Genomic DNA, 3646 nt, shown 5'->3' with positions numbered 1-3646 from the left:
GAGCAGCGGCCAGTACTGGGTGGACACCTTCGCCAGCGCGTCGGTCTACGGTTCGCCGACCAGTACGGCGAGCACGGGCACGCTCTACGCGGGCACCAACTACGTGTTCTGCAAGGCGTGGGGCCGGCAGATCTCCAGTGGGAGCAGCTTCAATCACTGGTGGTTGAAGACGGACCCGGACGTCGGGCCGGGTGGGCAGTGGGTGTCCGCCTACTACCTCTCGCGCTGGGGCAATGACGAGGCCAAGGACAACAACGGCGTGACCATCCCCGACTGCGCGGGCGGTGGCCAGCCGCCGACGACCGGCCAGTACTGGGTGGACACCTTCGCCAGCGCGTCGGTCTACGGTTCGCCGACCAGTACGGCGAGCACGGGCACGCTCTACGCGGGCACCAACTACGTGTTCTGCAAGGCGTGGGGCCGGCAGATCTCGAGCGGGAGCAGCTTCAATCACTGGTGGTTGAAGACGGACCCGGACGTCGGGCCGGGTGGGCAGTGGGTGTCCGCCTACTACCTGTCCCGTTGGGGTAACGACGTGGCCAAGGACAACAACGGCGTGACCATCCCCGACTGCTGATCACCCGTTACAACGACGCGTCGCGCCTTCCGGGACCTCGTCGGCGCAGGGCAGCGGTCAGGTCGCCCGGGTACTCGGACACCGGGACCAGGGCGAGCAGGCCGCTGTCCGCGCGCCGGGGGCCGTGGCGGACCGAACGGCATGACCAGGACGGCATGGCCAGGACGGAGCGGCGTCACCGGGGCGGACCGGCGTCACGAGTTCAGGGTGGGGCTGCTGGTACGGGGGCGGCCTGCGGGGGTCGCGGGCTATGGTGGGCGTCATGTCGGCCCCCGAGTTGATCCGAATCGTGTCCCGTGACTCGCCCATGGCCCTGGCCCAGGTGGAGCGTGTCCGGGCTGAACTGTCCGCACTGCACCCCGGGTCGCGGACCGAGGTCGTCGCCGTGAAGACGACCGGTGACCGGTGGATGGGCGACCTGGCCAAGGTCGAGGGGAAGGGGGCGTTCACCAAGGAGGTGGACGCCGCGCTGCTGGCCGGGGAAGCGGATCTCGCGGTGCACTGTCTGAAGGACGTGCCCGCCGACCGGCCGCTGCCGGCCGGGACGATGTTCGCCGCGTACCTCAAGCGGGACGACATCCGGGACGCCCTGGTGCATCCGGGCGGGCTCACCCTCGATCGGCTTCCGCCGGGAACCCGGGTGGGTACGTCCTCGGTACGCCGGACCGCCCAGCTCGCCGCCTCGTATCCGCACCTGGAGTGCGTGCCGTTCCGGGGGAACGCCAACCGCCGGCTGGAGAAGCTGGCGGCGGGTGAGGCGGACGCCCTGCTGCTGGCGGTGTCCGGGCTGGAGCGGATCGGCCGTACGGACGCGGTCACCGAGGTGCTGCCGGCGGACGTGATGATGCCACCGATCGGGGCGGGGATTCTGGCCCTCCAGTGCCGCGAGGGCGACACCGGCGTCATCGAGACCGTCAGCGGTCTCGGAGACCCCGCGACGCACCGCGAGGCGACCGCGGAGCGGATGTTCCTGCACGTCCTGCAGGGGCACTGCAACTCGCCGATCGCCGGATACGCCCGGGCCGAGCGCGGCGGCGACCTGTCGCTGCGGGCTTCGGTCTTCACCCCGGACGGCAAGTCGGTGCTGAACGCCCACGAGTGGGCGGGCCGCCTCGACCCCGCGATCCTGGGCACGTCGGTCGCCGTGGCCCTGCTGCGCCAGGGCGCGCGCGAACTGATCGACGGCATCGCCCACTGACCGGCCGGGCCTCCGTCGGCCGGGCCTCCGCCGGCTGCGAGGTGCGCGGGCCCCTCGCCTGCCCGCCGATCGGGCCGACGAAGGGAACACCGTGGCTCAGCCGCACACCTCGCCGGCGGCCCGGCGGCGAGCGCGCGGCCGGCCCTGAACCGGCGGGGGACCACGTCGACCCCGCCCTCGCCGATCCCGGCCCCGGCACTCAACCCCCGCTTGACCTCAAGCGCACCTGACGTCACAGGATCGCCTCATGGCCATCCGGAGCGATCATGGCGCCATCAATCCGCTCATCAGCCGCTTCCTCCGTTCGCTCGAGGAGCGGGAGATCGACGAGGAGTGGAAGGGCCGACGTGGCCGAAATCACCCCGCGGGCCGCGACCTTCGCGCCTCCAGGGCCTGTGCCCACGACCCCAACGGGCGTGGTGGCGGCGCCCCGGGGTCAGGACGCACCGGGACGAACGCCATCACGTGGAGGGGGCGTGCGGCGAGTTGGCAGACCGGCCCGTGGATTTCTGGCTGAACCTAAGTTAGGTTATGCGAGCCTAACTTAGGTCTGCCTTATCTTTGATCGTCTGTTCCCACCAGCCTGGAGTCACCATGCGAGCCGTCCGTCTCCCCGCCGTCCTAGCCGCCGCGGCGGTCATGACCGCCGTCTCGGGCTGTGCCGAGAAGAGCGACGGCGACGCCATCCTGGTGACCGCCTCCGACACGGCGTGCGAGGTGTCGAAGAAGGAATTCCCGGCCGGCCACGTCGAGTTCGCGGTCGAGAACAAGGGCTCCAAGGTCACCGAGGTCTACGTGCTCTTCCCGGACGACCGCATCGTCACCGAGCGCGAGAACATCGGCCCCGGCACCAAGGCGAACATAACCGCCGAAGTGAAGGCGGGCGACTACGAGATCGCCTGCAAGCCCGGCATGAAGGGCGACGGCATCCGCCAGAAGGTCAGCGCGACCGGCGCCGGCGCGGCGGCCAAGCGCTCGCCGGAGATGGACAAGGCGGTCGCCGAGTACCGCACGTACGTACAGCAGCAGGCCGACGAGACCCTGCCGAAGGTCAAGGTGTTCACGGACGCGGTCCGCGCCGGCGACATCGAGGCCGCGAAGAAGGCGTACGCGGACTCCCGTATCGGCTGGGAGCGCACCGAGCCGGTCGCCGAGTCGTTCGGCGACATCGACCCCAAGGTCGACCTCCGCGAGGACGGCGTGGCCGATCTGGCGGAGGGTCAGCAGTGGACGGGCTGGCACCGCCTGGAGAAGGCGCTGTGGCAGGACAAGAAGCTCGGTGCCGAGGAGAAGGCGTTCGCCGACACCCTCGACAAGGACCTGGCGGACTGGGTGAACCGGGTCGGCAAGGCCGAGATCACGCCGACGTCGATGGCGAACGGAGCCAAGGAGCTTCTCGACGAGGTCGCCACCGGCAAGGTGACGGGTGAGGAGGAGCGTTACTCCCACACCGACCTGGTCGACTTCAAGGCGAACGTCGAGGGCGCGCAGAAGTCCTTCGAACTGCTGAAGCCGGTCGCCTCCAAGAACGACCCCGGGCTCGTCGCCGAACTGGACAAGCAGTTCGCGGCGCTGAACACGCTGCTCGACAAGTACCGCACGGACCCGGGTTCCTACACGTTCACCTCCTATGACAAGGTCGGCAAGACGGATCGCAAGGAACTGTCGGACGGTGTGAACGCGCTCGCTGAGCCGCTGTCCAAGCTCGCCGCCGCAGTGGTGAAGTAGAAGGCTGGGGGACATGACGATGTCCGGAAGATCCGGAGAAGCAGCGGACGGGTCTGCCGAATCCGCCGGCGCCCCGGCGGCCACCCCGTCGCGGCGGAAGCTCCTCGGCTGGGGCGGTGCCGGGCTCGCGCTCGGCACCGCCG

The 3646-nt window shown here is 70.0% G+C and carries 2 protein-coding genes and 1 pseudogene; all 3 read left to right on the top strand.

The annotated features are described in order from the left end of the window. Positions 1-577: pseudogene (locus tag VIW71_RS08235) on the top strand (hypothetical protein); the annotation flags it as partial. Between the two features lie 262 nt (positions 578-839). Then, entirely contained in the window at positions 840-1775 is a 936-nt protein-coding gene (hemC, locus tag VIW71_RS08230; protein ID WP_331621373.1) for a hydroxymethylbilane synthase, read from the top strand. Positions 1776-2369: 594 nt separating this feature from the next. After that, positions 2370-3503, top strand: a complete 1134-nt coding sequence (efeO, locus tag VIW71_RS08225) for an iron uptake system protein EfeO (RefSeq protein WP_331621372.1) — start codon at positions 2370-2372, stop codon at positions 3501-3503. Positions 3504-3646: the final 143 nt, after the last annotated feature.

This window comes from Streptomyces sp., from assembly GCF_036524955.1.
In the GTDB taxonomy this organism is placed as follows: Bacteria; Actinomycetota; Actinomycetes; order Streptomycetales; family Streptomycetaceae; genus Actinacidiphila.
The sequence above is the reverse complement of the archived record's forward strand: the minus strand, read 5'-3'. Positions and strand labels throughout refer to the sequence as shown.

Excerpts from the sequence above, each read along its gene's own strand:
- efeO (WP_331621372.1), top strand. The coding sequence starts at position 2,370 with ATGCGAGCCGTCCGTCTCCCCGCCGTCCTAGCCGCCGCGGCGGTCATG.
- hemC (WP_331621373.1), top strand. The coding sequence starts at position 840 with ATGTCGGCCCCCGAGTTGATCCGAATCGTGTCCCGTGACTCGCCCATG.